Origin of the sequence: Citrobacter sp. Cf136, assembly GCF_030333815.1 — a bacterium.
In the GTDB taxonomy this organism is placed as follows: Bacteria; Pseudomonadota; Gammaproteobacteria; order Enterobacterales; family Enterobacteriaceae; genus Citrobacter; species Citrobacter freundii.
Genome location: NZ_JAOWFE010000011.1, coordinates 42,434 through 68,499 on the forward strand (window position 1 = coordinate 42,434; position 26,066 = coordinate 68,499).

20 protein-coding genes and 1 pseudogene are annotated in these 26,066 nt (G+C 54.1%); 13 read left to right on the plus strand and 8 right to left on the minus strand.

All coding sequences use genetic code 11. From position 1 onward, the window contains the following. Positions 1 to 13: 13 nt before the first annotated feature. The 6 genes from OGV98_RS00245 to OGV98_RS00270 all read left to right on the plus strand — a co-directional run bounded on the left by OGV98_RS00245 (position 14) and on the right by OGV98_RS00270 (position 6,235). Complete coding sequence (locus OGV98_RS00245) at positions 14 to 1,537, plus strand: sugar ABC transporter ATP-binding protein (RefSeq protein ID WP_003844755.1); 1,524 nt, start codon at positions 14 to 16, stop codon at positions 1,535 to 1,537. After that, positions 1,530 to 2,525 carry an ABC transporter permease subunit gene (locus tag OGV98_RS00250; RefSeq protein WP_003031803.1) on the plus strand — a complete coding sequence of 332 codons (996 nt, stop codon included), beginning with the start codon at positions 1,530 to 1,532 and terminating at the stop codon, positions 2,523 to 2,525. The genes OGV98_RS00245 and OGV98_RS00250 overlap by 8 nt, the downstream gene beginning before the upstream one ends. Positions 2,526 to 2,613: 88 nt before the next feature. Further along, positions 2,614 to 3,555: an ABC transporter substrate-binding protein gene (locus OGV98_RS00255; RefSeq protein ID WP_003826688.1), complete on the plus strand. Its 942-nt coding sequence runs from the start codon at positions 2,614 to 2,616 to the stop codon at positions 3,553 to 3,555. Positions 3,556 to 3,675: 120 nt separating this feature from the next. After that, the gene (locus OGV98_RS00260; protein ID WP_003031789.1) at positions 3,676 to 4,359 is read left to right on the plus strand and encodes a D-lyxose/D-mannose isomerase; all 684 of its coding nucleotides are present in this window, start codon (positions 3,676 to 3,678) and stop codon (positions 4,357 to 4,359) included. 14 nt (positions 4,360 to 4,373) lie between these two features. After that, positions 4,374 to 5,234: a ketose 1,6-bisphosphate aldolase gene (locus tag OGV98_RS00265; protein WP_016149417.1), complete on the plus strand. Its 861-nt coding sequence runs from the start codon at positions 4,374 to 4,376 to the stop codon at positions 5,232 to 5,234. Further along, positions 5,231 to 6,235: a carbohydrate kinase family protein gene (locus tag OGV98_RS00270; RefSeq protein ID WP_085952516.1), complete on the plus strand. Its 1,005-nt coding sequence runs from the start codon at positions 5,231 to 5,233 to the stop codon at positions 6,233 to 6,235. The genes OGV98_RS00265 and OGV98_RS00270 overlap by 4 nt, the downstream gene beginning before the upstream one ends. Before the next feature lie 48 nt (positions 6,236 to 6,283). Here the strand turns inward: OGV98_RS00270 and OGV98_RS00275 are convergent, their stop codons facing one another. After that, positions 6,284 to 7,015 (minus strand): response regulator, encoded by a 732-nt coding sequence (locus tag OGV98_RS00275; protein WP_003844752.1) that lies wholly within the window; start codon positions 7,013 to 7,015, stop codon positions 6,284 to 6,286. Between the two features lie 292 nt (positions 7,016 to 7,307). Between OGV98_RS00275 and OGV98_RS00280 the strand changes: the two genes are divergently transcribed. The 7 genes from OGV98_RS00280 to yjcO all read left to right on the plus strand — a co-directional run bounded on the left by OGV98_RS00280 (position 7,308) and on the right by yjcO (position 17,477). After that, the gene (locus OGV98_RS00280) at positions 7,308 to 9,293 is read left to right on the plus strand and encodes an alkyl/aryl-sulfatase (protein WP_202580843.1); all 1,986 of its coding nucleotides are present in this window, start codon (positions 7,308 to 7,310) and stop codon (positions 9,291 to 9,293) included. A gap of 216 nt (positions 9,294 to 9,509) precedes the next feature. Continuing rightward, complete coding sequence (locus OGV98_RS00285; RefSeq protein WP_003844749.1) at positions 9,510 to 9,785, plus strand: YtcA family lipoprotein; 276 nt, start codon at positions 9,510 to 9,512, stop codon at positions 9,783 to 9,785. A gap of 19 nt (positions 9,786 to 9,804) precedes the next feature. Beyond that, positions 9,805 to 10,839, plus strand: coding sequence for a multidrug transporter subunit MdtN (gene mdtN, locus OGV98_RS00290; protein ID WP_044714891.1), 1,035 nt, complete (start codon positions 9,805 to 9,807; stop codon positions 10,837 to 10,839). Then, positions 10,836 to 12,875: a multidrug efflux transporter permease subunit MdtO gene (gene mdtO / locus OGV98_RS00295; protein WP_106902796.1), complete on the plus strand. Its 2,040-nt coding sequence runs from the start codon at positions 10,836 to 10,838 to the stop codon at positions 12,873 to 12,875. Before mdtN ends, mdtO begins: the two co-directional genes overlap by 4 nt. Further along, positions 12,872 to 14,332, plus strand: a complete 1,461-nt coding sequence (locus tag OGV98_RS00300) for an MdtP family multidrug efflux transporter outer membrane subunit (protein ID WP_106902795.1) — start codon at positions 12,872 to 12,874, stop codon at positions 14,330 to 14,332. The genes mdtO and OGV98_RS00300 overlap by 4 nt, the downstream gene beginning before the upstream one ends. 204 nt (positions 14,333 to 14,536) lie before the next feature. Beyond that, complete coding sequence (fdhF, locus tag OGV98_RS00305; RefSeq protein ID WP_080602221.1) at positions 14,537 to 16,684, plus strand: formate dehydrogenase subunit alpha; 2,148 nt, start codon at positions 14,537 to 14,539, stop codon at positions 16,682 to 16,684. 103 nt (positions 16,685 to 16,787) lie between these two features. After that, the gene (yjcO, locus tag OGV98_RS00310) at positions 16,788 to 17,477 is read left to right on the plus strand and encodes a Sel1 family TPR-like repeat protein YjcO (RefSeq protein ID WP_003031775.1); all 690 of its coding nucleotides are present in this window, start codon (positions 16,788 to 16,790) and stop codon (positions 17,475 to 17,477) included. A 104-nt stretch (positions 17,478 to 17,581) separates the two neighbouring features. Here the strand turns inward: yjcO and gltP are convergent, their stop codons facing one another. The 7 genes and pseudogenes from gltP to nrfA form a co-directional block, all read right to left on the minus strand. After that, positions 17,582 to 18,895, minus strand: coding sequence for a glutamate/aspartate:proton symporter GltP (gene gltP, locus OGV98_RS00315; RefSeq protein WP_003031773.1), 1,314 nt, complete (start codon positions 18,893 to 18,895; stop codon positions 17,582 to 17,584). 344 nt (positions 18,896 to 19,239) lie between these two features. After that, positions 19,240 to 19,851 (minus strand): heme lyase NrfEFG subunit NrfG, encoded by a 612-nt coding sequence (gene nrfG, locus OGV98_RS00320; RefSeq protein WP_139935029.1) that lies wholly within the window; start codon positions 19,849 to 19,851, stop codon positions 19,240 to 19,242. Further along, a pseudogene (gene nrfF, locus OGV98_RS00325) lies at positions 19,851 to 22,077 on the minus strand (heme lyase NrfEFG subunit NrfF). The gene nrfG and the pseudogene nrfF overlap by 1 nt, the downstream one beginning before the upstream one ends. Positions 22,078 to 22,085: 8 nt before the next feature. Next, complete coding sequence (gene nrfD, locus OGV98_RS00330) at positions 22,086 to 23,042, minus strand: cytochrome c nitrite reductase subunit NrfD (protein WP_003031764.1); 957 nt, start codon at positions 23,040 to 23,042, stop codon at positions 22,086 to 22,088. Next, positions 23,039 to 23,710 (minus strand): cytochrome c nitrite reductase Fe-S protein, encoded by a 672-nt coding sequence (gene nrfC / locus OGV98_RS00335; RefSeq protein ID WP_003031761.1) that lies wholly within the window; start codon positions 23,708 to 23,710, stop codon positions 23,039 to 23,041. The genes nrfD and nrfC overlap by 4 nt, the downstream gene beginning before the upstream one ends. Next, positions 23,707 to 24,273 carry a cytochrome c nitrite reductase pentaheme subunit gene (gene nrfB, locus OGV98_RS00340; RefSeq protein WP_003031758.1) on the minus strand — a complete coding sequence of 189 codons (567 nt, stop codon included), beginning with the start codon at positions 24,271 to 24,273 and terminating at the stop codon, positions 23,707 to 23,709. The genes nrfC and nrfB overlap by 4 nt, the downstream gene beginning before the upstream one ends. 44 nt (positions 24,274 to 24,317) lie before the next feature. Beyond that, complete coding sequence (nrfA, locus tag OGV98_RS00345) at positions 24,318 to 25,754, minus strand: ammonia-forming nitrite reductase cytochrome c552 subunit (protein WP_003844735.1); 1,437 nt, start codon at positions 25,752 to 25,754, stop codon at positions 24,318 to 24,320. Positions 25,755 to 26,066 lie beyond the last annotated feature (312 nt).

Genomic DNA, 26,066 nt, shown 5'->3' on the forward strand with positions numbered 1-26,066 from the left:
CAGGAGATCCGCCATGAGCAGGACACCGGTTCTGGAGATGCGCAACATTGCTAAAGCGTTTGGCAAATTTTACGCGCTGAAAGGGGTTGATTTAACGGTCTGGCCGGGCGAGATTCATGCCCTGATGGGCGAGAACGGTGCGGGGAAAAGCACCCTGATGAAGATCCTCGCGGGCGCCTATACCGCCACCAGCGGTGAAATCCTAATTGACGGTCAGCCGTTTCACATTCGCGGTCCCAAAGATGCACTCAGCGCAGGCATCACGCTGATTTATCAGGAGATGCAGCTCGCGCCGAACCTGACGGTGGCAGAAAATATCTTTCTTGGCAGCGAGCTGTCGCGCGGCGGTCTGGTCCAGCGTAAAGAGATGGTCATGCAGTCACAGAAAGTCATCGATCGACTCGGCGCCCAGTTTAAGGCCAGCGACCGTGTGATGACGTTGACCATCGCCGAACAGCAGCAGGTTGAAATTGCCCGTGCCCTGCACCGTAACAGCCGCATTCTGGTGATGGATGAACCCACCGCCGCCCTCTCCTCACGTGAAACCCACCGCCTGTTTGAACTGATCATGCGCCTGCGCGATGAGGGGATGGCGATTATCTACATCAGCCACCGCATGGCGGAAGTGTACGAACTCTCCGATCGCGTCAGCGTCCTGCGCGACGGGCAATATGTTGGCAGCCTGACCCGCGACAAGCTCAACGCCTCGGAGCTGGTGCGCATGATGGTGGGCCGTCCGTTGAGCGACCTGTTCAACAAAGAGCGCGACATTCCTTTAGGTAAAGCACGCCTCAACGTCCATCACCTTACCGACGGCCATAAAGTCCAACCGTGCAGCTTGCTGGTGCGCTCCGGGGAGATCGTCGGCCTGGCCGGGTTAGTCGGCGCCGGGCGTTCTGAACTGGCGCAGCTGATTTTTGGCGTGCGCAAAGCCATCGGCGGCATGATTGAAGTGGACGGTGAACCGGTGGTGATCCACTCCCCGCGCGAAGCAATTGACCACGGCATTGGCTTTCTGACGGAAAACCGCAAAGAGCAGGGATTATTTTTAGAGCTGGCAGCGGCAGAAAACATCACCATGGCAACGCTGGAACGTGACGCGAACTGGGGCATGCTCGATCGCAAAAAGGCGCAGGCGATTTCCGATGATGCCATCAAATTGCTCAATATTCGCGTCCCGCATGCCCAGGTCCGCGCAGGCGGCTTGTCCGGCGGCAACCAGCAAAAGCTGCTGATTTCGCGCTGGGTGGCGATCGGGCCACGCATTTTGATCCTCGATGAACCGACGCGCGGTGTGGACGTCGGCGCCAAAAGCGAGATCTACCGGATCATGAACGATATGGCGCGCAAAGGCGTGGCGATCCTAATGATCTCCAGCGAACTACCGGAAGTGGTCGGGATGAGCGACCGCGTGTACGTCATGCGCGAAGGCAGTATTGCCGGCGAGCTGAACGGACAAAGTATTACCCAGGAAAATATTATGACGCTGGCAACCGGCGTGAACGACTCCCATCATCAGGCGGTACCCCATGAATAATCCAACCACTCCCCAGCAGGTGGCGAAATCCGCCTCCGCAAAAAAAATGCTGATGAGCGATCTGATGCAAACGGTCGGTATCTTACCGATTCTCATCCTGATAGTGGCGGTGTTTGGCTTCATCGCGCCTAACTTTTTTACCGAGAGTAACCTGCTGAATATTACCCGTCAGGCGTCGATCAACATCGTGCTGGCCGCTGGCATGACCTTCATTATTTTAACCGGCGGCATCGATCTTTCGGTTGGTTCGATTCTCGGCACCACCGCAGTGGCAGCGATGGTGGTTTCGCTGATCCCGGAATTTGCCATGCTGTCAGTCCCTGCCGCACTGTTGCTCGGCATGGTGCTGGGGTTGTTTAACGGCGCGCTGGTCGCTTTTGCCGGCCTGCCGCCGTTTATCGTCACGCTTGGAACCTATACGGCGCTGCGCGGCGCAGCTTACCTGCTGGCCGACGGCACGACGGTGATTAACTCCAACATCAGCTTTGAGTGGATCGGTAACAACTATCTCGGTCCGGTTCCGTGGCTGGTGGTCATTGCGCTGGCGGTGGTGGTGGTGTGCTGGTTCATTCTTAGGCGCACCACACTCGGCGTTCATATCTATGCGGTTGGCGGCAATATGCAAGCCGCGCGCTTAACCGGTATCAAAGTGTGGCTGGTGCTGCTGTTCGTCTACGGCATGAGCGGTTTGCTCTCAGGTCTTGGCGGGGTGATGAGCGCCTCGCGGCTGTACAGCGCCAACGGCAACTTAGGCATGGGTTACGAGCTGGACGCCATCGCGGCGGTGATTCTCGGCGGCACCAGCTTTGTTGGCGGGATCGGCACCATCACCGGCACGCTGGTGGGGGCGTTGATCATTGCCACGCTCAATAACGGCATGACGCTGATGGGCGTCTCCTATTTCTGGCAATTGGTGATCAAAGGGGCGGTGATCATCATAGCGGTGCTGATCGACAAATACCGTACCCGACACCATCAAAGTGCATAGACAAGCTTACTGGCCTACTCATTCGTAGGCCTGATAAGCGCAGCGCCATCAGGCGTATAACAACAATACCCTACGTGAGGAAACGAGTATGCGTTTGAAGCCATTAGTGACCGCGCTCTGTGCTGGCGCCCTGCTTGCTGCAGCTCCATTTGTGCAGGCAAAAGAACTGAAATCCATCGGCGTTACGGTGGGCGATCTGGCCAACCCGTTCTTCGTGCAGATCACCAAAGGCGCGGAGCTGGAAGCACGCAAACTGGCAGGTGATAGCGTTAAAGTAACGCTGGTTTCCAGCGGCTACGATCTGGGGCAACAGGTGTCGCAAATCGACAACTTTATTGCCGCCAAAGTCGACATGATTATCCTTAACGCCGCCGACTCCAAAGGCATTGGCCCGGCGGTTAAACGCGCGAAAGACGCCGGGATCGTGGTGGTTGCCGTTGACGTAGCGGCGGAAGGCGCAGACGCGACCATTACTTCCGATAACACTCAGGCAGGTGAAATGGCCTGTAAATACATTACCGACCGTCTGAAAGGGAAAGGCAACGTCGTCATCATCAACGGGCCGCCGGTTTCCGCCGTCCAGAACCGTGTGGAAGGCTGCCAGACTGAGTTTAAACGCCACCCGGACATCAAGGTGCTGTCGCATAACCAAAACGCCAAAGGCAGTCGCGAAGGCGGGCTGGAGATCATGACCGCGTTGCTGGCGGCGAATCCGAAGATCGACGGCGTATTCGCCATTAACGATCCCACAGCGATCGGCGCCGATCTGGCGGCAAAACAGGCGCAGCGTAGCGAATTCTTTATTGTCGGCGTAGACGGCAGCCCAGACGGTGAAGAAGCGCTGAAGCGCGAAAACTCACTATTTGTGGCGACTCCGGCACAAGATCCGCAGGTGATGGCTGCCAAAGCGGTTGAAATCGGCTATGACATATTGCAGGGGAAACCAGCCCCGAAAGAACCCGTGCTGATCCCAGTGACGATGATCGATAAAAACAACGTCGGCAGTTATAAGGGTTGGACGGTTAAATAGCCCGCCACAACAACGCCGGTTGGCGGCAAAGATGCCTTATCCGGTCTACAAGATCGCTATGAATTTGTAGGCCGGATAAGCGCGGCACCATCCGGCATTATATTAAGGAGGATTCAGCCGATGAAACGCTCCGCAATAAACGAGATCCTTGGCCACACGCGCCAGTTTTTCTCTCAGCACGACGTGCATCTCCCCCCTTTTGCCAGCTTCCCCCCGACCCAATGGCGCAAGCTTGATGCCGCTGCCTGGAGCGAAGTGTTCGACCTTAAGCTCGGTTGGGATGTCACCGCGTTTGGCGGCAATAATTTCGCCGCGCAAGGATTAACGCTGTTCACCCTGCGTAATGGTTCGCCGAAAGGCATGCCTTACGAGAAATGCTACGCCGAGAAAATCATGCATGTTCGCGATGCACAGGTCACGCCGATGCATTTTCACTGGCGCAAACGCGAAGACATTATCAATCGCGGCGGAGGCAATCTCATTGTAGAACTGTGGAATGCAGGGATCCGCGAGCAAACGGAAGACAGCGACGTTAGCGTGGTAATTGACGGCTGTCGGCAAACCCATGCCGCAGGCAGTCAACTGCGCCTGACGCCGGGTGAAAGCATCTGCCTGCCGCCGGGCCTGTATCACAGCTTCTGGGCGGAAGAAGGTTTTGGCGACGTGCTGGTTGGCGAGGTCTCTTCTGTTAATGACGACGACCACGACAACCATTTTCTGCAACCGATTTCCCGCTACAACGACATTGAAGAAGACGAACCGGCGCTGCTGGTGCTGTGTAACGAATATCGCCTGTTCCGCTAACCAAGGAGCACATTATGCCGTTGATCTCACTCGCTGATGGCCTTGCCCATGCCCGCGAGCACCGCTATGCCTTAGGGGCGTTTAACGTTCTGGATTCACATTTCCTGCGCGCGTTGTTTGCCGCAGCAAAGCAAGAACGTTCGCCGTTTATTATCAACATTGCCGAGGTGCATTTTAAATATATCTCGCTAGATTCTCTGGTCGAAGCGGTCAAATTCGAAGCCGCGCGGCATGACATTCCGGTAGTGCTGAATCTTGACCACGGCCTGCACTTTGAGTCGGTGGTGCGAGCGTTACGCTTAGGTTTCAGCTCAGTGATGTTCGATGGCTCCACGCTGGAGTACGAAGAAAATATCCGTCAGACCCGCGAAGTGGTGAAGATGTGCCACGCCGTCGGCGTGTCGGTGGAAGCTGAGTTGGGCGCAGTCGGTGGCGATGAAGGCGGTGCGCTGTACGGTCATGCCGACGAATCACTGTTTACCGACCCAATGCTGGCGCGTGATTTCGTTGACAGAACCGGGATTGACGCGCTGGCGGTCGCCATTGGCAACGCCCACGGCAAATATAAAGGCGAACCGCTGCTCGACTTCCCGCGTCTGGACACCATTCGCCAGCAGGCGGCAATCCCGCTGGTACTGCACGGTGGCTCCGGCATCAGCGACGACGATTTCAAGCGCGCAATTGAACTCGGCATTCACAAAATCAACTTCTATACCGGCATGTCACAGGCGGCGCTGTCGGCAGTGGAGACGCGGATGGCGAATCGTCAGCCCTTATACGACGAATTCGCTGAACTGCTGCTCGGCATTGAGGAAGCCATTACCGATACCGTTTCAGAACAGATGCGCATTTTTGGCAGCGCGGGACGGGTCTGATGGAACGCAAAGGCGTTATCGCCGCAGGCAACATGCTGGTCGATCATGTGCATCAAATTGTGCAGTGGCCGGAACGCGGCTGGTTGGCGGAAATCACCCGTAGCGAACGCGCCACGGGCGGTGCGCCGCTTAATGTGCTGCTGACGCTGGCAAAAATGCACACTGGGCTGCCGTTGCAGGCGGTGGGGTTAATCGGTCAGGACAGCGATGGCGACTACATCATGGCGATGCTGGAGCAGTATCACGTTAATCGCCAACACGTGCAGCGCACGACATTCGCGCCCACGTCAATGTCGCAGGTGATGACCGATCCCAGCGGTCAGCGCACCTTTTTCCACTCGCCGGGCGCCAACAGACTGCTGGATTTGCCCGCTTTTGAGCAACTGGATACCTCGATGAAAATCTTCCATCTGGGATATCTGCTGCTGCTCGACAGTCTGGACATGCCGGATGAGGAGTACGGGACGCGTAGCGCAAGGCTGCTAGCGCAAATGCGCGACAACGGCTTTGAAACGTCGTTGGATCTGGTCTCACGCAAGGGCGACCCGCGCTACCAACCACTGGTGATGCCAGCCTTGCGCCATCTCGATTATCTGGTGATTAACGAGCTGGAAGCCGGAGAATTTAGCGGGCTGGAGATCCGACAGCCCAACGGCGAGCTGCATATCCCGCATATCGCTACCGCCGCGCGCGAATTATTGGATGCAGGCGTACGCCAGCGGGTGGTTATTCACTGTCCGGAAGGTGCCTGGGGTGAAGCGCCGGATCTGCCGGGCGTCTGGATCCCGTCGCAGTACCTGGCGCAGGAGGAGATCGTTGGCAGCGTCGGGGCGGGTGATGCGTTTTGCGCCGGATTTCTTTATGGCTGTCATGAGCGCTGGTCGCTGACGGACAGCGTCAGGTTGGCACACGCCTGTGCGCGGGCAAGCTTGCTGTGCGCCAATGCGATAGACGGCGCGAAGACGCTGGCAGAGCTAAAAGCAGAAATGGTTGACGCCTGATGCGCTGCGCTTATCAGGCCTACGACCGCATCCGGCAAGTGCACACGATCACGCCGCCTTATCGTGATGCTGCACGTCGGCGGCAAACACATAACCCAACCCGCGCAGGGTTTTGATCAACATCGGTTGATGCGGGTTAATCTCTATTTTTCGCCGCAAGCGCATGATTAACACGTCAATGGTGCGGTCAAACACCTCAACGCTGTCGCTGCGCGTCAGCTCCAGCAGTTGTTCCCGGCTCAGCACCCGGCGGGCATTTTGGGCCAGCGCCAACAGCAGGCTGTATTCCCCCTGCGTCAGGTCCACCTTCAATTGCTGAGGATTACGAAGCTGGCAACCGGCGGTATCGAGATGCCAGCCATTGAAAGAAAGCCCCGTGGTCTGTGGGCCGCCGCTTTCTGCCGTTAACACGCCAACGCGTCTGAGCACCGCCTTTACCCGAGCCACCAGCACCCGCGCATTGAACGGTTTACCAATATAGTCGTCAGCGCCCATTTCCAGCCCGACCACCACATCCGACTCGCTGCCAAGCCCGGTCAGCATCACCACCGGTAATCCGGGCCTCATCTTTTGCACCTGCTGCAGCACCATCAGACCGTTGATATCGGGCAACATCATATCCAGCAATACCAGCGCGATCTCCGGCTGAGTCTCAATGCAGCGCAACGCCTCCTGCCCGGTGTGACAAGCGGTCACCGCAAAGACGTGTTCGTTCAGCACATCCTGTAAAAGCGAGCAGACTGCCACGTCATCATCCACAACCAGAACAACGGGTTTCATCATTCGACTCCGTCCACTTCGTTATCATCTTATTGTGAGTAATATCAGGCGAAGTGAAAGAGCACACATGATCTATCTGATAAAAATATAATCCTTGTCACACTATTCAGTAAACATAATAGGTTTTCCTCTGCTCAGCACTTTGGGCACAAATACCTAATAAGAATAACTACGCAGATCACACTTCCTTTCTTTAAAATAAACCATTCGAACTTATGATAATGACAAAATTAAAGCAGCGATATTTACTATTTTAATAAATTCACAGTACATATGATAAATGGAGATTCATATGAATAAATCTCAGCCGTTCCGCCTGAGCAGGATTTTTATTGCATTGGTCACGACTACCGGAATATTAGTTAATCCTGTATTTGCCAGTGAATCATCCCAACCAGCGTCACAATATACAAAGCAACAGAATCAGCGTTATTTAACATCATTACCTTTTGCCGATCGCCAGGATTTTGACGATGCGCAGCGTGGTTTTATCGCACCACTGCCTAACCAAGGTATTCTTAAAAATGCCGACGGAAAACCCTTTTATCGCGCAGAAGATTATAAGTTTGATATCAATGCCCCTGCACCAGAAACAGTAAACCCCAGCTTATGGCGACAGTCGCAGATCAACGGTATTTCGGGCTTGTTTAAAGTCACTGAACGGATGTATCAGGTACGCGGCCAGGATATTTCCAATATCACTTTTATCGAAGGTGATACAGGTATTATCGTTATCGACCCATTGGTTACCGCTGGGGCAGCAAAAGCCAGCCTGGACCTCTACTATCAACATCGTCCGCAAAAACCGATTGTTGCCGTTATTTATACCCATAGCCATACCGATCACTATGGCGGTGTGAAAGGCATTGTCTCTGAAAATGACGTGATATCTGGCAAAGTGCAGATTCTCGCCCCGGCAGGCTTTATGGAAGAAGCCATCAGCGAAAACGTCTTGCTGGGCAATATTATGAGTCGCCGTGCTCTGTTCTCCTACGGCCTGCTTCTGCCTCGTAACCCACAAGGAAATATCGGCAACGGTCTGGGCGTCACGCTGACAACAGGTCTGCCGACTATCATTGCCCCAACCCAATCAATCATCAAAACCGGTGAGAAAAAAGTCATCGACGGCCTGGAGTTCGATTTCCTGATGGCGCCAGGCAGCGAGGCGCCTTCCGAAATGCACTTATATATTCCGGCGCTCAAAGCGCTCTGTACGGCAGAAAATACGACGCACACGCTGCATAACTTCTATACGCTACGCGGTGCAAAAACACGCGATACCAGCAAATGGACCGAGTATCTGAACGAAACACTTGATATGTGGGGCAGCCAGGCAGAAGTGTTGTTTATGCCGCATACCTGGCCCGTCTGGGGTAATCAGCATATTAACGACTATATCGGTAAATATCGCGACACCATCAAGTATATCCACGATCAAACTCTGAATATGGCTAACCAAGGCTATACGATGAATGAGATTGGCAACATGATTCAACTACCACCAACGCTCGCCAATAACTGGGCCAGTCGTGGCTACTACGGTTCGGTCAGCCATGACGCGCGTGCGGTCTACAACTTCTACCTCGGCTACTTCGACGGCAACCCGGCAAATCTGGATCCTTACGGACAGACAGATATGGGTAAACGCTACGTCAAAGCGTTGGGTGGTGCAAAACAGACCATTGAGCTGGCTCAGGAAGCCTATGACAAGGGTGATTATCGCTGGACGTCAGAACTGCTCAAGCACGTGATTTCCGCTGAACCAGACAACCAGGCGGCTAAGAATCTGCAAGCGAATGCGTTTGAACAGCTGGGCTATCAGGCCGAGTCCGCCACCTGGCGCGGTTTCTACCTCACCGGCGCGAAAGAACTGCGTGAAGGCGTGCGTAAATTTACACACGGCACCACCAATTCCCCGGACACCATCAACGGCATGAGCGTAGAAATGCTGCTCGATTACATGGCCGTTCGTCTGGACAGTGAGAAAGCATCAGGTAAACACATCAGCCTGAACTTCAACCTGGACAAAGGCGAGAACCTGAATCTGACGCTCAACAACAGCGTGCTCAATCATCGTCAGACCCTGCAACCAGATGCCGACACTTCATTCTATATCAGCCGTACAGATCTACACGACGTGCTGACAGGCCAGGTGAAAATGAGCGATCTGGTACACGCGAAGAAAGTCAAAGTGATTGGCAAAGCCGCGAAGTTGGATGAAGTGATAGCGATGCTGGATCAATTTGATTTATGGGTTAATGTCGTTACACCCAATTAATAACAAGCCGCTTCCAGAGATATTTTCAATCTCTGGAAGCATATTTATTCACACAACAATGTGCAATCGCAAAAACAATAGAATAAATAAATGAATTATGAACTCGGTGGGCATGCAGAGATATTTTATCTCGTTAAAAAATTGCCATACTGCTGACGCTTTATATTTTTATATTCACTCATGATATTGTTCGCGATAAACAGGATGTATTTTGTTATGCAAACGGTTAACTCCAGCATTGTGATACCGCTGAGAATAATAGGCTGGTTCCTCTCGCTGCCATTATTAACAGGATGCAACTTCTCTCCCGCCATTCCGGTCATCGGTGCTTACTATCCCGACTGGCTGTTCTGCCTTATTGGCGGCGTCATCCTGACACTCATAACCCGAAAATTCATTCTGCATAAATATAGCGGATTGGCCTTTATCGGGATTATTTATACCGCCCTTTTTGCCCTCTACTCCATGCTGTTCTGGCTGGTATTTTTCTAACTTATTTTGAGACGCCCCTATGGAAAGCTCGTCGAAAAAAGCTCCGCGTAACAAACTTCCCGCGCTGATGCTGTTGGTACTTGCGCTGGTTATTTTGGTCTTCGTCATCTGGAAACTGGATAGCTCACCCGCGACCAATGACGCCTACGCCTCAGCCGACACCATCGATGTCGTGCCAGAAGTCAGTGGTCGCATTGTCGAACTGGCTGTTTCCGATAACCAGCAGGTCAAGCAAGGTGATGTGCTGTTTCGTATCGATCCCCGTATCTATGAAGCGAATCTGGCAAAAGCACAAGCGTCGCTCGCCGCTCTGGATAAACAGATCATGCTGACCCAGCGCAGCGTAGATGCACAACAATATGGTGCTGACTCCGTACGGGCTACGGTAGAAAAAGCGCGAGCAGCCGCTAAGCAAGCCAGCGATACTCTGCGCCGTACCGAACCACTACTGACGGAAGGTTTTGTCTCCGCGGAAGATGTTGATCGCGCCAGAACGGCACAACGCGCCTCAGCGGCAGATCTTAATGCGGTGTTATTACAGGCGCAGCAGGCTGCCAGCGCGGTGAGTGGCGTTGATGCCCTGGTAGCTCAGCGCATCGCCGTAGAAGCCGATATCGCCCTGACCAAACTGCATCTTGAAATGGCAACAGTACGCGCACCCTTCGATGGCCGCGTGGTGGCATTAAAAACCTCCGTCGGGCAGTTTGCTTCCGCCATGCGACCCATTTTTACCCTGATTGACACCCGTCACTGGTACGTAATCGCCAATTTTCGCGAAACAGAGCTGAAAAATATCCATGCAGGCACACCAGCCAATGTTCGCCTGATGAGCGACAGCGGCAAAGTGTTTGTCGGTAAAGTGGATTCAATCGGCTACGGTGTATTACCTGATGATGGCGGTATGGTGCTGGGCGGTTTGCCGCGTGTTTCCCGCTCTATCAACTGGGTTCGCGTTGCCCAACGCTTCCCGGTAAAAATCGTGGTAGATAAACCGGATGAAGAGATGTTTCGCATCGGCGCATCGGCGGTTGCTACCCTTGAGCCACAGAAATGAAAGCACTTAACTGTTTGCCTCTGCCACTGGTCAGGCTATTGGCGTTTTTTCACGAAGAATTAAGCGAACAACGTCCCGGAAGACTCCCACAAATCATGCAGCTCTGGGCGGGTTGCCTGCTGGTGGTACTGATCTCGATGACCTATGAGATCCCCTTCCTGGCGCTTTCGCTTGCCGTACTCTTTTATGGTATCCAGTCCAATGCTTTCTATACCAAATTCGTGGCGATTCTCTTCGTCGTCGCCACAGCATTAGAGATAGGTAGTTTATTTCTGATCTACAAATGGTCTTATAGCTACCCTCTGGTCCGTCTGATCATTGCCAGCCTGATCGTTCTGGCCTGCATGTTCCTGATGCGAACCCATCGTCTGGGGCTGGTTTTCTTTGCCGTGTCGATTGTTGCAATATACGGGCAATCTTTCCCCGGCATGCTCGACTACCCCGAGGTCGTCGTTCGCCTGACGTTATGGTGCATCGTCGTTGGTCTGTACCCCACGCTACTGATGACGCTGACCGCCGTTTTGTGGTTTCCCAGCCGCGCTGTCAACCAAATGCGCGAAGCCCTGCGTGCCAGGCTGGGTGATGCCCTCAATCGCCTGACGGCACCGGCAACACCGCTTGCGGAAAAATACATCGAACGAGAAGTGCTGGCGCTGCAAAAGCTGAACATCTTTTGTCTGGCAGATGACGCAGACTGGCGAGAAAAAAGTGCCTGGTGGCAGGCTTGCGTTGCCACAACCACCTATCTGTACACTACTCTCAATCGCTACGATTTCACGGCACATAACCCGGCAACCCGCGATCTCCAGCAGAAACTGTGCCGTGAAATAACCGCACTGCAAGATGCGGTTGCTCGAGGTATGCCCTGGCAAAGTGAATGGGAACTCAGTCAGGCAGAGGCCGCAACGGCCCGCGAATGCGGCCTGGAACCCCTGTGCCAAACCCTGCTACAGCTTGGTCACATGGACCCTAATACGCCGCCAGCTCCTGTCGCTAAACCGCCCTCAATGGTATCTGACGCGTTCACCAACCCAGGCTATATTCGCTACGCGTTAAAAACACTGCTGGCATGTCTGATTTGCTATGTCTTTTACTCCGGTACCGACTGGGAAGGCATTCACACCTGTATGCTGACCTGCATTATTGTCGCGAACCCCAGTATCGGCTCGTCATACCAGAAGATGGTACTGCGCTTCGGCGGCGCATTTTTCGGCGCAATTCTGGCCCTGCTGATGACGATTTTTGTCATGCCCTGGCTGGACAATATCGCCGAACTTCTCCTGGTGCTGGCGCCACTTTTCCTGATGGGTGCCTGGATTGCCACCGGTTCAGAACGTTCCTCTTATATCGGAACCCAAATGGTCGTCACCTTCGCGCTGGCAACGCTTGAAAACGTCTTTGGCCCAACCTACGACCTGGTGGAAATCCGCGATCGCGCCTTCGGCATTTTGATCGGCACTCTTGTTTCCGCGGTGATCTACACCTTTGTCTGGCCGGAAAGCGAAGCCAAAGCGCTGCCACAAAAACTGGCAAGCTCGCTGGGACTGCTCAGCAAATTACTGCGGATCCCACGTCAGCAGGATGCTGTTCTCGTGCGCACTTATCTTCAGATGCGTATTGGTCTCCATGCGACGTTTAACGCCTGTGATGAAATGTGCGAGAGGGTCGCGCTGGAACGCCAACTCCCCGGCGATGAACGCATGGCGCTTATTCAACGTAGTCAGCGCGTTATTCACCTGGGCCGTGACATTCTCTATGCCTGGGATACCACCCGAAATGACGCCCCGACGCTGGATAACGCGGTATTGCTGGAGAGCGCAACACACCTGGCCGATGCGCTGGAAAAATACGCAGCCGACCTGGCGACAGCATCCAGCCTTCCGCCGTCGATTGAAAACCTGTCCCCATCTCAAGACATTTTACCAACGTTACCCAAACAGGAGCGCTGCATCATACAGCAGATAACCTGTTTACCCGACTGGACTCACCCGACGCTAATACCAGCAAGCGAGCAGGAGCAAGGAACCTCCCAATAATGAACCGATATCTCCCTCGATTACTCCTCTGCGGCATACTCAGCGGCGCAACGGTCCTTTCCGGCTGTGCACTGATCCGCAAAGATTCTGCACCACATCCGCAATTACAGCCTGAGCAGATCTCACTGGCTAAAGACATTCATCTGGCAAGCTCAGGATGGCCGCAGGCACAGTGGTGGCGGCAGTTTAACGACCCACAGCTAAACTCGCTTATTGAAGCAACGCTGTCTGGCTCCCATAACCTCGCCGAAGTGAAGCTGCGTGAAGAGAAAGCGCAGTCGCAGACTGAACTGCTGGAAGGGCGTTCTCAGCTCCAGATGGCAGCGCTGGGCATGATTAACCGCCAGCGAGCGTCTGCCAACGGCTTCCTCGGCCCCTACGCGCTGGATGCGCCACGATTAGGGATGGACGGCCCCTACTACACTGAAGCGACGATTGGTCTGGTCGCCGGACTGGATCTCGACCTGTGGGGCGAGCATCGTTCCGCTGTCGCGGCAGCTATTGGCGCACAAAATGCCGTGATTGCCGAAACCGCAGCAGTGGAACTCTCCCTGACGACCGGCGTCGCACAGCTGTATTACAGTATGCAAGCCAGTTACCAGATGCTTGATTTGTTGCAGCAGACCCACGATGTTATTGATTATGCCGTGAAGGCCCACCAGAGTAAGGTCGCTCACGGGCTGGAAGCAAAAGTACCGTACCATGGCGCACGTGCGCAATTGCTGGCAGTGGACAAGCAAATCGTCGCGGTTGAAGGACAAATCAAAGAAACTCGGGAATCACTCCGGGCGCTGATCGGTGCCGGCGCAAAAGATCTGCCTGAAATCAAACCGGTCGCACTGCCAACTGTCGATACAGGAATACCCGCAACGCTCTCCTACGACCTGCTTGCCAGGCGTCCGGACTTGCAGGCTATGCGCTGGTATGTGCAGGCTTCGCTGAACCAGGTCGAGGCCGCTCGCGCCCTGTTTTATCCGAGCTTTGATATCAAAGTCTTCTTCGGTTTAGACGCTATCCATATCGATCAACTGTTCAAAAGCACCAGCAGGCAGATCAACTTCATCCCCGGCCTGCGTTTACCGCTGTTTGACGGAGGTCGTCTGAATGCCAATCTGGAAGGCGCCCGCGCAACCAGCAATATGATGATAGAGCGCTACAACCAGTCGGTGCTCAATGCAGTGCGCGATGTCGCGATTAACGGAACACGTCTGCAAACGCTCAATGAACAACGGGTAATGCAGATGGAACGCGTAGATGACACGCATTACACGCAAGCAGCAGCAGACGCGGCTTACCAGCGAGGCCTGAGCAGTCGCCTGCTGGCAACAGAGGCCAAATTACCCGTGATCGCAGAAGATATGTCGCTCCTGGTCATAGATACCCAACGACTCATGCAGAATATTCAACTCATCAAAGCGCTTGGCGGAGGTTATCAAGCCCCTGCTAACAAGAAGTAGCGTTCTCCGGCCTCGCCGCGTGATATCCGTCACGCGGCATTTTCTTTCGTCACGTCAAATATGACGACAGCCTGTTTTTCGTCAGGGTTTTGCGCAGAATTCGCCCGTAATATCGATGAATGCCCCTGATAAAAACATGGCATAAAAGATGCATAACTAAAGCGACAGCGCGTATGCGCGATTTGATTAACTGGAGCGAGACCGATGAAAAAAGTCGTCACGGTTTGCCCATATTGCGCATCAGGTTGCAAAATCAACCTGGTGGTCGATAACGGCAAAATCGTCCGGGCTGAAGCGGCGCAGGGGAAAACCAACCAGGGTACTCTGTGTCTGAAGGGCTACTATGGCTGGGATTTTATCAACGATACCCAGATCCTGACCCCTCGTCTGAAAACCCCAATGATCCGTCGCCAGCGTGGCGGCAAACTGGAATCTGTTTCCTGGGATGAAGCGCTTGATTACGTCGCCACTCGTCTGAGCGCCATCAAAGCGAAGTATGGCCCGGACGCTATTCAGACGACCGGTTCATCTCGCGGTACGGGTAACGAAACCAACTATGTAATGCAAAAATTCGCGCGCGCCGTTATTGGTACCAATAACGTTGACTGCTGCGCTCGCGTCTGACACGGCCCATCGGTTGCAGGTCTGCACCAATCGGTCGGTAACGGCGCAATGAGTAATGCTATCAATGAAATTGATAACACAGATTTAGTGTTCATCTTCGGGTATAACCCGGCGGATTCCCACCCGATCGTGGCGAATCACGTGATTAACGCTAAACGTAACGGGGCGAAAATCATCGTATGCGATCCGCGCAAAATTGAAACCGCGCGTATTGCCGACATGCACATCGCGTTGAAAAACGGCTCGAACATCGCGCTGCTCAACGCCATGGGTCATGTCATCATCGAAGAAAAACTGTACGACCAGGCGTTCGTCGCCTCCCGTACGGAAGGATTCGAAGAGTACAGCAAGATTGTCGAAGGTTACACGCCGGAGTCCGTCGAAGATATCACTGGCGTTAGCGCGCAGGATATTCGTCAGGCTGCACGTATGTATGCCACGGCAAAAAGCGCGGCTATCCTGTGGGGTATGGGTGTTACCCAGTTCTATCAGGGCGTGGAAACCGTGCGTTCACTGACCAGCCTCGCAATGCTGACCGGCAACCTCGGTAAGCCAAGCGTGGGCGTTAACCCGGTTCGTGGTCAGAACAACGTTCAGGGCGCATGCGATATGGGCGCGCTGCCGGATACCTATCCGGGCTATCAGTACGTTAAGTTCCCGGAAAACCGCGAGAAATTCGCTAAAGCCTGGGGCGTGGAAAGTCTTCCTGCACATACCGGTTATCGCATCAGCGAACTGCCGCACCGTGCTGCGCATGGCGAAGTCCGCGCGGCGTACATCATGGGTGAAGATCCATTACAGACCGATGCTGAACTCTCCGCAGTGCGCAAAGGCTTTGAGGATCTGGAACTGGTCATCGTGCAGGATATCTTCATGACCAAAACCGCCGCTGCCGCAGACGTTATTTTACCGTCTACGTCATGGGGTGAGCATGAAGGCGTATTCTCCGCGGCTGACCGTGGCTTCCAGCGCTTCTTTAAAGCCGTTGAGCCGAAGTGGGATCTGAAAACGGACTGGCAGATTATCAGTGAAATCGCCACCCGTATGGGCTATCCGATGCACTACAACAACACCCAGGAAATCTGGGACGAGTTGCGTCATCTGTGCCCGGATTTCTACGGTGCCACTTACGAGAAAATGGGCGAGCTGGGTTATATCCAGTGGCCTTGCCGCGACACCTCAGAAGCCGATCAGGGGACGTCTTATCTCTTTAAAGAGAAGTTCGACACCCCGAACGGCCTGGCGCAGTTCTTCACCTGCGACTGGGTAGCGCCAATCGACAAACTCACCCCAGAGTACCCAATGGTACTGTCTACGGTGCGTGAAGTCGGCCACTACTCTTGCCGTTCGATGACCGGTAACTGTGCGGCGCTGGCCGCGCTGGCGGATGAACCGGGCTATGCCCAGATCAACACCGCCGACGCAGAACGCCTGGGCATCCAGGACGAAGAACTGGTGTGGGTTAACTCGCGTAAAGGTCGGGTCATTACCCGTGCGGCAGTCAGCGATCGTCCAAACAAAGGCGCGATTTACATGACCTACCAGTGGTGGATTGGCGCATGTAATGAGCTGGTAACCGAGAACTTAAGCCCAATTACCAAAACGCCAGAGTATAAGTACTGTGCCGTTAACGTTGAACGCATTGCCGATCAGCGCGCAGCCGAGCAGTATGTTATTGATGAGTACAACAAGCTGAAAGCCAGTCTGCGCGAAAGCGCGATGGGTTAGTCCGTTTACGTACCTGTTCTGCAACAGCCTCCGCCCGGAGGCTGTTTTTTTATCCATACGATCTCTTTATACTGTTCATTCCGTACCCTAAATAAAACTCAAAATGAAACAACTCATTGCATTGATGTTCTTTATGACATTCTTTGCCCATGCCAGTGATACTGAGCCAGGAAGCCAGTACTTACAGGCCGCTGAGGCAGGGGACCGTCGTGCACAGTACTTTCTTGCCGATACCTGGTTCAGTTCGGGCGATTTGAGCAAAGCCGAGTATTGGGCGCAAAAAGCCGCCGACAATGGCGATGCCGACGCCTGCGCGCTCCTGGCGCAAATCAAAATTACGAATCCGGTCAGTCTGGATTACCCCCAGGCCAAAACGCTGGCGGAAAAGGCAGCCAAAGCGGGCAGTAAAGCGGGAGAACTGACCCTCGCGCGGATACTGGTCAACACCCAGGCAGGACACACAGATTACCCCAAAGCCATTACCTTGCTGCAAAACGCCTCTGAAGATCTGGAAAATGACTCCGCCGTCGACGCGCAAATGCTGCTCGGGCTGATTTACGCCAACGGCGTGGGGATCCCCGCAGACGATGAAAAAGCGACGTGGTATTTCAAACGCAGCTCCGCCATCTCCCGCACCGGTTATTCCGAGTACTGGGCCGGAATGATGTTCTTAAACGGCGAGCAGGGCTTTATCGTGAAGAATAAACAGAAGGCGCTACACTGGCTGAATCTGAGCTGTATGGAAGGGTTCGATACCGGCTGTGAAGAGTTTGAAAAGTTAACAAACGGGTAATGGTTTGCATTGCCGGATGGCGGCATAAACGCCTTATCCGGCCTACAGTTCACCGTCTTCCGTAGGCCGGATAAGCGCAGCGCCATCCGGCAATCTTTCATTAATTAATGATTAGCGGTCTTATCAAATTTACCCAGCATCTCGCGCTCGTAAGCCAGCGCCTTCTTGCGGTCAAATTTGTGCTCCCACTTGGCGATAACCAGCACCGCCAGCGCATTCCCCACCACATTCAGCGCGGTACGCGCCATGTCGAGGATACGGTCAACACCGGCAATAAACGCCAGGCCTTCCAGCGGGATCCCCACGCTGCCAAGCGTAGCCAGCAGTACCACGAAGGAGACGCCCGGCACGCCCGCAATCCCTTTCGAGGTCACCATCAACGTCAACACCAGCACGATTTCCTGCCACAGCGACAGGTCGATACCATACAGCTGCGCAATAAAGATCGCGGCAATACTCTGGTACAGCGTTGAACCATCAAGGTTGAATGAGTAGCCGGTCGGCACCACAAAGCTGGTGATTGAAGCCGGTGCGCCATAGGCTTCCATCTTCTCGATAATACGTGGCAGTACGCTCTCGGAACTGGCGGTAGAGTAAGCCAGAATCAGCTCATCTTTCAAAATGCGGATCAGGATCCAGATGCTCAGACCGCAGATACGCGCCACAATCCCCAGCACCACCAGCGCGAAGAACAGGATGGCAAAATGCACCAACAGCACCAGTTTCGCCAGCGGCCACAGTGAGGCAAAACCGAAGTTCGCGACGGTCACAGCAATCAGCGCAAAAACACCGACTGGCGCATAACGCATCACCATGTGGGTCACTTTAAACATGGTTTCTGAAATCGAGCGGAACACAGTCACCAGCGGCTCGCGGTGGGTTGCTGGTAGTGAAGACAAGCCTAAACCAAACAGCACCGAGAAGAAGATAATCGGCAACATATCGCCTTTCGCCATCGACGCGACGATATTAGTCGGCACCAGCGACACAATCGTGCCCATCAGGCCATGCGCGTGGCTCTGCACTTCTGCGGTCGTATTTTGATATTTCGAAATATCCACGGTCGCCAGTTGCGACATATCAATCCCGGAACCCGGCTGGAACACATTCGCCAGCGTGATGCCAAGAATAATCGCTACGGTGGTGATCACTTCGAAATAGAGAATGGTTTTGGCGCCAATACGGCCCAGCTGTTTTGCATCACCCACCCCGGCAATACCAACCACCAGCGTGGAGATAACAATCGGCACGACGATCATTTTGATCAGATGGATAAAGATATCGCCCGCCGGAGACAGCAAGTTGACCACCAGCCATTCGCGGCTGTCGCTATGGTAATGCAGGTAACTCCCTAGCAGAATGCCCAGCACCATGGCGATTAGAATCTGCCATGCCAGGCTGACTTTCAAATTTTTCATAACAACGGACTTCCTCGATGGAGCGCTATTCCACATGCGGTGTGTGGGAATAGTACATACTGAAAGGGTATGAATTGTGTTGCGTTCGTTTATGGAGTTTTTTAACGCTTATTATCATTATCATCTGCATGGCATTCCGCGCAACCCTCTAAGAACAGGGCTTTTGGCTGAATTTATGCATAAAAATGCAATTTTATCGCGGTATTGATGAATAACTTTTTGTTATAAAAGAATTTTAATATGTTCAAAAATGAAGAAGTCATAGCGTGAGTTTTTTTCGCTCACCTGTTCGTTTGCCTGTTTTTTAAACAGGCAAAATGATACAAATCACAAATAAAACAAATTTATTTTTGCCGATTCTGCAACAACTTCGCCATATTAATAGAGTCAACGAGCTGTGCCCGGTTCACCCTCGGCGAGTTTAAATCCATAACTTTTTGCCAAACTGAAATAGCCTGGGCGTAGTCTGCCTGCATAAACGCATCTGAGGCTAACAACATCAGCGCGGTGACCTCTGCCGGGTCCAGCGCCAAGGCCTTATCAATCATCTCGCGAGTGGGCGGCGCCATATGTTGTCCGGCCTGGTAATACAATACCGTTGCCATCGCTGAATAGATCTCAGCATTTTCACCGCCGACACGCAGCGCCTGCTCGTAGGCCAGCAGCGCATTATGATACGCGTTTTGCCAAAGATAGTACTCCCCGAGTTGCGCCCATTTCACGCCGTCCTGTGGATTGGCTCGAATCTGCGATTGCAGCAAAAGCAACTGTTTTTCCTGAATATTTTCATCAGAGAAAGCATGTAAAGGGTCCGCCAGTCGCGTCTGCTCCTGACGAACCGCCTGCCATTTTGGCGTCAACAGGTAGCCTCCAATGCAAGCCACAACCATCAGTACTGCCGCAACGGTCAGCCGCTTCACGGGCATTGGGCGTAACAGCGGCTCGCACTGGCTCATTATTCACCTTCCTCCGTATGCTGACGTCTTCTCACTCGCCAGACCACTACACCTACCAGCAACAACAACAGGCACGGCAACGCCCACAGCAGCAGCGTTTGTTCATTCAGCGGCGGATTATAACGAACGAAGTCACCGTAACGCTCGGTCATCCAGGTGGTTATCTCGGCTTCACTTTTCCCTTCCGCCACCATGCTGTAAACCTGATGGCGCATACTGACCGCTACCGGCGCATTGGATTCCAGCAAATTTTGGTTTTGGCACTGTGGACAACGCAGTTGGCTGGCAATAGACAGCGCTTGTTCCTGCTGTTGCGGATTTTCAAAGCGCCAGGTATCCACAACCTGGGCATGCGTAGCGAAAGTAATGAAAAACAGGACGAGCGTTAAGAGTAATAACTTTCTGCCGGATGGCGCTGCGCTTATCCGGCCTACGGTTTGCGCACCTTGTAGGCCGGATAAGGCGTTTACGCCGCCATCCGGCAACGCTGTGATTAATTTACGCATCGCGTTTCCTTCCTCGCCATCCGCTCAGCAGCGCGCCAAAGACCATTAATAGTCCCCCACCCCAAATCCAGCGCACGCCGGTCTGCACGTACAAGCGCATGGCATAACGGTCTGGTCCGGTTTTTTCACCCATTACCGCATACCAGTCATGCATCAGGTTCCAGCGGATCCCCGGCTCCATCATCTGTTGACGACGCGCGGCATAGAAGCGCCTTTCAGGTTGCAGGCTGCCAATGCGTTTCTCATTGTGCCACAGCGTGATCTGCGCTTTTTCACTGGTGTAGTTACCTTTGGCTTCCAGGTCGAGACGCTCAAAACGGAAAATGTAACCCGCCAGTTCAACCTGCTGCCCAGGGCTCAGGTTCAGGCTTATCTCCTGACGGCTCCCGCTGGAAAAGACGATCCCCGCCGCAAACACCAGCACTCCGGCATGCGCCAGCAGTGCCGGAAGTTGGATGCGGAAAGACACTTTACGGCTTCTGACCATTGCCAGCACAATAACCAGCAGCATCAGTAGGCCAAAGGGCAGCGTAGCGCGGTTAAAGTACGGTGCGCCCACGGAAAGCCGCCCCCAGCCGAACAGCCCGTAAATCATCGGGTAGAGCGTGCCAATCAGCACAATCAGCAGCACCGCACTAAAGAGCAGCAGCGCAACCAGAATCAGCATCTCGCGTGACCAACCGCCAAAACGAGCATTCTGCCGGACTTGCTGGCCCCGCCAGGCGTACAGCCCGAGCGACGCCAGACTCAACACGGTAAACAGCGCAAACAGCGGCGCGGCACGAACGTTATCCAGCGCGAAAGCATGCACCGAAACGAGAATGCCGGAACGCACAATCAGCGTCCCCAGCAGCGATAAAATCAGCGTGACGATCGCCAGCAGCAGCGACCAGTGGCGGAAGATCCCGCGCTGGCGCGTGATATACAGGCTATGTAGCAGCGCGCTGGCAGAAAGCCAGGGTAATAAGGAAGCGTTTTCTACCGGGTCCCAGAACCACCAGCCGCCCCAGCCCAGCTCGCAGTAGGCCCACCAGGAGCCGAGGATAATCCCCAGCGTCAGCGCGCACCAGCCGGGCAAGGCCCAGCGCCAGCACACCCAGGCGCTCTGCGCATTAAAGTCACTACGTAGCAGCGAGGCCAGCGCCACGCCTGCCGCCACCATCAAACCACCGTAACCCAGGTACAGCAGCGGTGGATGGAGGATTAACCCGAGATGTTGCAGCATCGGGTTAAGGTCGCGCCCTTCAATGGCTGGCGGAAAGATACGCACGAACGGATCGGACCATACCACCACAAACAGCAGCAGCAGGGCCGTTATCATTGAAAGGACACTGAGCGTCAGCGGAAACAGCGCGTTGGTATTACGCCGATAGCGAAGAGCAAATAGCGCGCTCCAGGCGGAAAGAAACAGCACCCACAGCAGCAGCGATCCTTCATGACCGCCCCACACCGCCGCCAGTTTTAATCCCCACGGCAGCAGGCTGTAGCTGTGCTGGGCAACGTAGACCACCGAAAAATCGCTGGTCAAAAAGCAGAATACCAGAATGGTAAAGGCCAGTAGCAGCAGGGCAAATTGCGTCCACACGCCCACGCTTGCCAGGCGCATCACCCCCTGCCAACGCTGGCGGACACCTACCAACACGGCAAGCGGGGTCAACACGTTGACCCCGAGGCTTAATAACAGCGCCAGAAAACCGGCTTCAGGAAGGAGAACGTCCAGATATCACCTTACGCAACGGTTAGCTGACCCGCATAGAGGATAAAAAAGCGCAGCAGCAGTACGCCGGTCAGGCTAGCGCCGCACACTGCCAGCACGCCATGAAACGTCGAACTGCGGTTGGCCCAGGGTTTTAGCAGCATCGGCAGTATCAACCCAAGCCCAGCCACGCCAAGCCAGAACCACCAGGTCCAGAATCCGCCGCCCAGTGCCGCCGCCAGCGCACGCATTTTGCCGTCATCGCCCAGCGCCAGGCCGACGAAGAACGCCGCCAGCAGGAAGATCTCCAGCCATACCACCGGGACTTCCATGCGATGCACAAAGTGCGCTTCCGTACTGTGCGGGTTGCTACGATGACGTAACGCCATGGCGATCAGTGCCACCGCCGCACCGGAGGAGATCCCGGAGAACAGAAACAGCACCGGCAGGATCGGGTTATTCAGGAACGGGTAGGATTTCAGCGCCGACAGCAGGAACCCGGTATACGCCCCGAGCAGAACCGCCAGCACCAGCATCAGCGTCTCAAGCGCGCGATGGAACGGCGTGATTAGCGTCAGTAGTTTTGACACAATCGTCAGTCGCGGCACGAACCGCTGTTGCAGGGCAATCACCTCTTTTTCAAAGATTTTTGCCAGCCACAGCACTAACACCACCATGTACAACTGGAACAGCATGACCCCCATCGACATCACCGAAGTGAAGCTGTAATGGAACATCAGTTTCCAGAAAGTCCATGGACGCGTCAGGTGGAACACCAGAATCAGCAAACCGAGGATAATTGCCCCCGGCCCTAACACCAGCGTGGTGCGCAGCAGCGTGCTGTCTGAACCGCCCGCCTCCGGATGGAAGCGACGCAGCAGAATCGCCAACGTGACCAGTCCGGCAGAGATACCTATCAGGAACAGATAGATGGCAATGGGCCAGTCCCACACCAGTGATTCAAAATGAAATGCAGAAGCGGATGTCATTGGCTCACCTCCCCAAATTTAAAGGGAACGCGGTAGACCTTCGGTTTTGTACCCAACGCCAGTTTGTAACGGTAGGTAGTTTTCTGCTGCAACAAACGGGATATATCACTGTTGGGATCGTCCAGATTACCAAACGTCAGCGCCTTCGTCGGACATGACTCAACGCAGGCGGGCTGTTTGCCCGCTTTCAGGTTGGTTTTCCGGCAGAAATCGCATTTATCCGCCGTTTTGCTCACCGGATGGATAAACCGCACGCGATAAGGACACGCGGCGATACAGTACTGGCAGCCAACGCAAAGGTCCGGGTTCACATCCACAATGCCGCTGGCGGCATCGCGATACGATGCCCCCGTCGGGCAGACGTCAACGCAGGGAGCGTGGTCGCAATGCTGGCACGAGTGACGGAAGAAGCGATACTTCACATCAGGAAATGTCCCTTGCGGCTCACTGCGGATAATCGTCAGACGCGATACGCCTTCCGGCACGTTGTTAACTTCCCGACAAGCATCCATGCAGGCCGTACAGCCAATGCATAAAGACTCATCATGAACCATACCGTAACGCACACCGTTGATGTTCAGCGTCTTCGCCACAACGCGCCCCGCCGTCCCGCTCACTGCCACCAGCGCGCCGACGCCGGTGATAAACTGGCGACGAGAGCAACTCATGGATGCTCCTTAAGCAACGGAACCGACGCCGGGTTAAAGTTCGGATTGTTACGTTGATCGCTGTGGCAATCGACGCAAATCTTGATCCGTCCTTTATCGCTCAGCGTCTGCATCGTGTCTTGCTTCGGATGCAGTGAGTGACAGCTGGCACACGCCACTTTGGTTACGTGGACATCGTGCGGCCAGAACGCTTTTTGCAACTGCTCAGGCAGGTGACAGGACATACAGACACTGTTCTGCTGCTCCACGTTGTACATCGGCTCATTAAAGCGCATCACATCTTTCACCCCTTCGCGGTGGTTCGGTGACGGCTGGCCGTGACAATTGGTGCAGGTGACAGGCAGTTTGTTATTCGGGTTGATGGCTTCCGCATGCTTACCATGCATGCCTTCGGTATCCGGCTTGTGACAGTCCAGACAGGCGGCATCCGGATTACGCTGTTGGGTAACCGTCCAGCGTTGATCCGACTCCTGCGGCGTTGGCGTGGCAGTGATTCCACTCAGGCTCCATAACAAGCCTGACGCCAGCACCCCAGCAGTTAATAACGAACGTAATACGCTCATATTCACTCCGTTGAGTTATCCGCCCCTTGCGGGGCGAAATGGGGTTATTGGCTTAACAGACCGTTTTTACGCGCCTGATCTTCCCACTGCGGAATCACCGTTTTGATGAAGTCCTGCTTTTCAGCATTGATTTGCTGCATGTTCAGACCAATCGCCGCCTGGGCTTTCTCTTTGGTAGAGATATCCGGTAACGGGATTTCATGCGTGATGCCTTTGGTCGCCAGCAGACGGACCAGTTTGGTACGTGCGTCAGCGGCTTTATCCATTGCGCTACCCAGCATCCGCAGACCTTCTTCCGGGGCATGCATGTGAATACCGTGTGAGGCGATAGACAGGTCCCAACGCCATTGCGCGTGACGGATATCTTCCAGAATCGGCTTCATTTCCGCTTCGGTCGCACCCGCATCCCATGCGGCTTTCGCTTCGAAGTGCGCACGAACAAGCTGGTCTTCAACTTTGATTTTCAGGTCATGAATGGCCTGTTTACGCTCGGCGACTACTTTTTGCAGGGACGCTTTGTCCTGGGTGTGGCAGTTCGCACAGGTCTGAGCGAAATTATCAAACGGATTACCAATCTTATGGTCGGTGTAAATCTTGCCTTCCGCGTTCTGCACTTTCGGCATGTGGCAGTCGATACAGGTCACATTGTTCTTGCCGTGAATGCCTGCGCTCCAGGTTTCATACTCCGGGTGCTGCGCTTTCAGCATCGGGGTTTTAGACAGGGAGTTGGTCCAGTCAGAGAAGGCGATGGTGTCGTAGTACTTCTCCATGTTCTCGACTTTCATGCCGTCGTCCCACGGGAACTTAACGGCTTTGTTTTTACCGTCGAAGTAATATTCCACGTGGCACTGGCCGCAGACCATGGATTGCTGGTCAAAGCGACCGGCTTTCTCAAACGGTTTGCCGATGGTTTCCATCGCGCGCTCAGCATAAGGACGCGACAGCGTCAGTTCTGGCTTGCCTTTGGCAAAGTCTGGTGACGCGGTGTTATGGCAATCGCCGCAGCCAAGATTATTAACAATTTCAGGACCGCCGCGCGCCCATTTACCGTGGAAGTAGCCATCTTCACCGTCTTTCTGGATCAGACGCGCCACATCCGGGCTTTTACAGCTCCAGCAGGCCATCGGCAACGGACCATCTTCTGCCGTTTTGGGTGCGCCGGTACGTAAGGTTTCACGAACATCGGTCACTGCATACGCGTGCCCGCGCGGTTTGTTGTAATCGCGCGAGAAGGGATATCCCGCCCACAGGATCACCAGACGAGGATCTTCTGCCAGCGCATCTTCACGGGCTGATTGCTCAGACGTGGCTTTCCAGGAGAGATATTGATCGGGATGCTGAGGGGCGAAGACTTCATTCTTCGCTTCAACGGTGACGGTTTTTGCGGGTACGGGGGTTTGTTCAGCGTGAACTGCAGAGATAAATAATAAAGGTACTAACAGGCTGAAGAAACGGCGTACGCGTGATTTTATCCTTGCCATAGGGGTCTCATCCAGATGACGCCATTATCTGCAATGGCGGTTCTTTTATTGTTTTCCATAACAGCAACCACACGAATACTGTCATGACATTGCTCCACCCTATTTGTAACAAGAAACCACACTGAAAATGTTGTCTTTAATCAATTGTAAGTGTATGTAAAATACCACTTTAGAGTTAGTAACTCCCTTTGATTGCCCCCTCTTTTGTCTAATTCAGAGACAGATCACCTTTTCAACAATCCTTTAGATAACCACATGTTATCGCGAGATTTAGTCAATTTTGCTAGCTCCCTTCAAAATTCAGTTTGTCGC